The organism is Nocardia cyriacigeorgica, from assembly GCF_005863245.1.
GTDB classification, from domain to species: domain Bacteria; phylum Actinomycetota; class Actinomycetes; order Mycobacteriales; family Mycobacteriaceae; genus Nocardia; species Nocardia cyriacigeorgica_C.
Map to the genome: position 1 here is coordinate 129331 of NZ_VBUT01000009.1, position 5847 is coordinate 135177.

General features: G+C 67.6%; 5 protein-coding genes. 3 read left to right on the top strand and 2 right to left on the bottom strand.

The genetic code is table 11. The annotated features are described in order from the left end of the window. Positions 1-278: 278 nt before the first annotated feature. Complete coding sequence (locus FEK34_RS22495) at positions 279-1331, bottom strand: saccharopine dehydrogenase family protein (protein ID WP_138450726.1); 1053 nt, start codon at positions 1329-1331, stop codon at positions 279-281. 142 nt (positions 1332-1473) lie between these two features. On the opposite strand from FEK34_RS22495, the gene FEK34_RS22500 reads away from it, so the two are divergent. The 3 genes from FEK34_RS22500 (at position 1474) to FEK34_RS22510 (ending at position 4299) form a co-directional block, all read left to right on the top strand. Next, a complete protein-coding gene (locus FEK34_RS22500; RefSeq protein ID WP_138450728.1) occupies positions 1474-2472 on the top strand; it encodes an AraC family transcriptional regulator in 999 nt (332 codons plus the stop codon). Positions 2473-2655: 183 nt separating this feature from the next. Continuing rightward, the gene (locus FEK34_RS22505; protein ID WP_249359499.1) at positions 2656-3513 is read left to right on the top strand and encodes a helix-turn-helix domain-containing protein; all 858 of its coding nucleotides are present in this window, start codon (positions 2656-2658) and stop codon (positions 3511-3513) included. Between the two features lie 90 nt (positions 3514-3603). After that, complete coding sequence (locus FEK34_RS22510) at positions 3604-4299, top strand: DUF998 domain-containing protein (protein ID WP_171048336.1); 696 nt, start codon at positions 3604-3606, stop codon at positions 4297-4299. Between the two features lie 117 nt (positions 4300-4416). On the opposite strand, the gene FEK34_RS22515 is transcribed toward FEK34_RS22510, so the two are convergent. Beyond that, a complete protein-coding gene (locus tag FEK34_RS22515; protein ID WP_138450731.1) occupies positions 4417-5811 on the bottom strand; it encodes a hypothetical protein in 1395 nt (464 codons plus the stop codon). Positions 5812-5847 lie beyond the last annotated feature (36 nt).

The window sequence follows — 5847 nt, forward strand, 5'->3', positions numbered from 1 at the left end:
TTCGCCCCAGGACGGTCGCGTTCGACCGTCCTGACGGCTATACCGATTCCTGCACGGCTATGCCGATCGGCGATACATGGCTTTCTTGGTCCGCTGGCGACTCAGCCCTGCCCGTCCGGCGGGTGGGGACGCGAGTCGAGCCTGACCTTTGGCCGGAACGAACCGAACCACGCCGGCAGAGCCGGCCGCGGCCGTGGCCGGTCAGCGAACGCCTACTGCACACCCAGCCCACGCCGCCGCCGACAGTTCGAGTTCGGCTGACAGACGTGACATCTGTGTCACTTCACTGTCGGGGTCGCCTCGATGGTCCAGCTGAGGTCATGGCCGGAGAGGGTTTGGAGGAAGCCGGCGGGATCGAATGCTTGCGCAGGGGTGCGTACTCCGGCGGCGGCCTTGCCTGCTGCCAATCGCCGGGCTGCTTCGACTGCGGCGACAGCGGTGGTTCCGTAGGTGTCTCGGCCTCGGATGACTCCCCGTGTCTGCTGACCCTGGTGGTCCACGGCGTCGAGCAGGTAGGTGAATTGCTGCTCGGCGCGGTCGTGCTCGGTCGGGCCTGCGGGAAGCCCGGCGATCAATTCCGGCGTGATGGGTGTTTCGAGGCCGGCCTTCAAGGTTGCCTCCAGCAGGCTTTCGACATGGTCGACCTGCACGTGCCGGGGGATGGTGACCACCTCGCACGTCGGCAGCGGCGCCATCGCGACGGACTCGCCGTCGGGCAATGTGATTCTGTCGCGCCGGGCCGGAACGCCGCTGCGCCAGGCACCGTCGTCATAGGTCAGCCCGCCTGACCGCATCGTGTCCATCGTCGCCAACGCCGAGCGCAGCGATCCGCGTGAGAGACCGGCAGCGCCGGTGATGAAGTGGCTGACAGTGATCTCCGCCAGCGGCCCGGTCCGCTCGGCGATCAGGTGCGCGAGCAGGTCGCCCGGCAGGCAACCGTCGTTAACTGCCGGCACTACCGTGACACCCGCACGCTCGGCGTCGCCGCCGAAGGAATCGAAAACGCCCTTCACATACAGTTGCTCGCCCGCGGTGTCGACATAGTGGGCGCCGGCGGCGATCGCCGCATCGACCATCACCGCGCCGGAGGTGGTGAACGGTCCCGCACAGTTGATGACGACGTCGCTACCCGCCAAAGCAGCAACGAGAGCGGCGCGGTCGTCGAGACCGGCCACCCGGCGATCGGCGTCGGGAATTCCGACCTCGGCGGCTGCAGATTCCAGCCGCGTCCGATCTCGACCGACGAGCCGGACCTCCACATCATGGCGGGACAACTCGGCAAGGGTGAGCTTGCCCTGATAGCCGTTGGCACCGTAGACGGTGACGAGCATGTCAACTCCTGTGGCTTATGAATCCGCTGCAGATCAGCAGCAATTCGAACCTAAAGCCAGCCCTCCGCGACGCTCAATGCGTCAGAGTCCAAGATCTATACGAATCTGTCTCGATCGAATCGTGATTCGATAGTTTGACGGTGTGGATCCTCTTTCTGACGTGGTGGCCGCGATGCGGATCGGCGAGCCCCATTCCGGCCGGGTCAGCCACCATGCGCCGTTCGGCTGGCAGTTTCCCGCTTTCGACGCCGCAGGATTCCATGTGGTTCTGGCAGGCACCTGCTGGTTCCTGCCACCCGCGGCCGACCCGATCGCGCTGCGGCCGGGCGACATTGTCCTGCTCCCGGGAGGATGCACCCACGGGCTGGCAGACGATCCGGCCACGCCGCTACGTCCTGCCGCGACCTCGCTGCGCCGGGTGAACCCGCGGCCGTCCCGACCCGGCACCGCACCCGAACCGCGACCGGAGACCGTGCTGCTGTGCGGTGCCTACCTGCTCGACCGAAGCCGTTCACACCCGATGCTCGCCGATCTGCCCGAGGTCATCCACCTGCCCGCCCCGGAAACTCGCCACACCACGGTCGGGGCGATCATCGACCTCCTCGACAGCGAACTCGCCGCCGATCGGCCCGGACACGATGCCATGCTCCGCTCGCTGCTGGATGTGCTACTGCTACACATCCTGCGCCGCTGGCTCGACCGCCAAGCCGGCACCGGATGGTCGGCCGCGCTACACGACCCAGCCGTTGCCGCAGCGCTCTCGGCGATCCACGGCTCGCCCGGACACGGCTGGACCGTCGCCGCACTCGCCGCGCACGCCGGGACTTCGCGCGCCGGCCTCGCCCGCCGGTTCACCGACCTCATCGGCCGGCCACCCATTGCCTACCTCACCTGGTGGCGCATGACCCTCGCGGCCCGGCAACTGCGCGACACCGACACGCCGCTGACCGTCATCGCCCGAGACGCCGGCTATGCATCCGAATTCGCGTTCGCCCACGCGTTCAAAAACGAATTCGGCCAGCCACCAGGTCGATACCGAAGAAAGAACCGGCCAGTTCAACCACCAGATCGGAACGCAGGAGGACGATCGACCGGCTCTGCGACTCGTGCAGTCACACCCGCCGTCGAATCCGAAAGCTAGACCCGAACACCCGACACCCAGGAAAGCCACACCAACTTTTCGCAGACCACAGTCGGCAGCCGCTCCTTCGGAAAAGTTCACTCGGACCGGACAACGATGGAGCCGAACCCAGACCGTCGAGTGAGTAGCAACGACGTACCGGATGGGGACAGCGGCGGCGACGGGCGTCCGTAGCCTGAACGGGTGGGAATACCGAACATCGCCGGTGGGTCTGGTGGGGGTTGGGATTTTGCGGGGCCGGCGGCTGCCGCGCCGTCGGGGGCCGCGGTCATCGGGTACCGCGATGTGGGTGGGGTCGGGCTGGACTTGCGGGTTGCGGCGACGACGGCGGTTGCTGTGGTGATCGAGTTCGGCGGGGGTGGGCTGACGGTGGACGATGCCGAGGGGCAGCAGACGGTGGGCGGGCTCGTCGTCGGCCTTCCCATGGCGTCCATGCGTATTCGAAGCGCGCAGCCCGAGTGCGTGGAGGTTCGCATGTCGCCGATTCGGGCGCACTCGCTGTTGGGAACCGCGGCAACCGATCTGGGCCGTGGTGTGGTTCCGGTGGATGAGTTGTGGGGGTCGGGGGTGCGGCGGCTGCGGGAGCAACTCGCGGACGCCGGGACCTGGGAGGAACGGTTCGCGCTGACGACATCGTTTCTCGCCGATCGCGACAGGCCGACGCGGACACCGGATCCCGAAGTGATCGCCGCCTGGCATCGCATACTCGGCTCCGGTGGTCAGGTGAAGGTCGGCGAGCTGGCCGAATCGCTCGGATGGAGCCGTAAACGGTTGTGGGCGAAGTTCGAATCGCAGATCGGCTCGACACCCAAGCGGGCGGCGATGCTGGTGCGGTTCCGGCGCGCGGTCGCCGGTTTGCTGGCCGGCAGGCCCGCCGCCGACGTCGCGGCGGTGTGCGGGTACACCGATCAGGCACATCTGTGCCGGGACATGGCGATCTTCGCGGACCGGACACCGGGAGCCCTGCACACGGGCGACCTGCCGCCCATCGCGCGGCAGCGGTACCGGGCCTGGGGAACATTTTTCCAATCTCCGGGATGACCGATCGGTCGATAGTGGTGTTCCTCGGATGCGGCCGGCGAGCCGGACGCACCTCGAGCGCACCCACTGATCGACGAGAGGACACGTGCCGTGACCGACACCCTCGGCCATGCGAAGCCACGAGAACACAGCACCGGAGACCTGTCAGCGGCGACGAAACTGCTGCTGGCGGGCGGCGTCATCGGACCGCTGCTCAATATTGTCGTCATCCACGTGCTCGGGGCCATACGACCCGACTACAACCCGTGGGTCGTACCCGACAGCAACCTCGAATTGGGCCCCGGCGGGTGGATGCAGATCACCAACTACGTCGTCACCGGAATGCTCCTGCTCGCTTTCGCCGTCGGGGCGAGGCGGGTGATCCGTACCGGACGCGGGTCCACCTGGGGTCCCATCCTGCTCGGCATCTATGGCTTCACCTTCTTCGCCATCGGGCCCATCCTTCCTGATCCGTCGCTCGGCTACCCGCCCGGTGAGCCGGAAGTGCTCACGGTTCACGGCGCTGTTCACTCCCTCCTCGGCCTGGTCCAGTTCACGTCGCTGCCTGCGGCTTGCTTCGTGCTGGCGCGGCGCGGCCAACTCGGAAACCGGGGCTGGTACTGGTATTCGGTCGCTACCGGCCTGCTGGTACCCATCTCGTATGTCGTATTCGCCCTCATCGCCAAATTGGCCGAGGGCGGACCAGCGGGGCTCGTCGAACGGATCGGGATCGTCGTAGCCGGAATGTGGGTGGTTCTGCTGGCGATCCGCCTGCTGCGGGGGTCCGTCCCGCGCATGCCGGTCTGATTGCAGGTTCGGTCAGATCCCAGGCCTCTGGCCGCCAACCGAGGTCGCCGCGAGGCGAGCGCTCACACAGAGCGCTCGCCCACCGGTGGTTTTCGCCGGGTACTCGACAGCGGGCGACTACCGCACCAGCGGCCGATGCCGATCGGTGAACCGCTGTTCGAAGCCGGCGATGTAGGAACCGGGCGCGATCGAGGACGACGACTGTTCCAGCACACCGTCGTCGGCGACATAGAAAATCGCGCGACCGATCGATATCTCGCCCTCGGGTGCGGGCACGTACACCATCCAGCCCATGCTGAGGCGGTGGGCGGTCAGCTCGGACAGCGGGTATCCGGTGGTATCGAGGCCGTTGGTGACGATGTGGTCGCGGACGCGGGCGATGGCGGCGGCTTCCGGAAGTTGGTCGGGCAGGGTCGAGACGACGCCGGCGAGGCCGAGTTGGTAGAGCGCGCCGTCGATGTCGAAGCGGGTGTCGTCGAAGACGGCGGTGAGGGTTTCGCGGGCCACGACACCGGCTTCGGCGGCGGCTACCAGGGTCTCCGCGTGGTCGAGGAGCTCCTTGCCGGGAGCGTCGTCGACCAGGCCCGCGACGATCCGCGCGACGATATCGGCCGTCCACATCCCGGGCACGGCGGTGGCGCACTGCTCCGCCGACGGTGACTCGCCGCGATACCAGCGCCCGCCCTCCCACCAATAGCAGAACGACAGCAGCCCCGACGACGCCCGCGCGTTCAACACCGGATTCGCCACCCACTCCGGGGCACCGGCATACAACCGGGGCAGCGGCGCGTCACCGTTGTAGGCCGCGTCGAGCGCCGGAGCGTTCCACACCCCACCCGACAGGACGGCACGTCCCCCCGGAAGCACATGCAGCGTCGACCCGCCCCGCGCCGACCCTTCGAACACCCCGGTCCACGGCAGCATGCGCGGCCCCCACGCCGATCCCGCCGCGACGAACGCCGCGCTCAACGTCGCCCACCGCGCCCACATCACCGGAAACGGCGGAAACTCGTTGTCCGCGAGCACCGCCCACACTTGTGCGGCGCGATCGTTGCGCGCCTGCTCGGCCGCTTGCTGCGGCGTCCGCTGCTGACGATCGGCGTGCAACATATAGGCCGCCAACCACACCGGGACGTTCTCGCGCGGATAGGCGACCAGATCGGCGCGATAGGCCTCCGGTTCGAACATCTGCTCCGGCGGGAACGGGTCGGCGCCGTAGTCGTAGTCGACGGTCACCGAACCGGCATCAGCGAGCGTCAGCAGCAGCCGCCACCACGGACCGTGTTCGGATTCTGTTGCCGCCGTCCGCAACTGCCGCACGAGCGCGAGAACCTGCTCCGGCGGCTGCACCGCCACCCGCTGCTCGCCGACGGAATAGACGAGGTGGGCGATATCGCCGCGCACCGTCACGGCGAATTCGGCATCCAGGCGATGCCAACCTGCGGGACCGAGTGTCGTCAACGCACGGGAGAGCGGGTGCTCGGCGGTGAGGCCGTTGTGTTGCTCGGTCATTCAGTATTCCTCATGATGGATTTCGGTTGTGTGGAG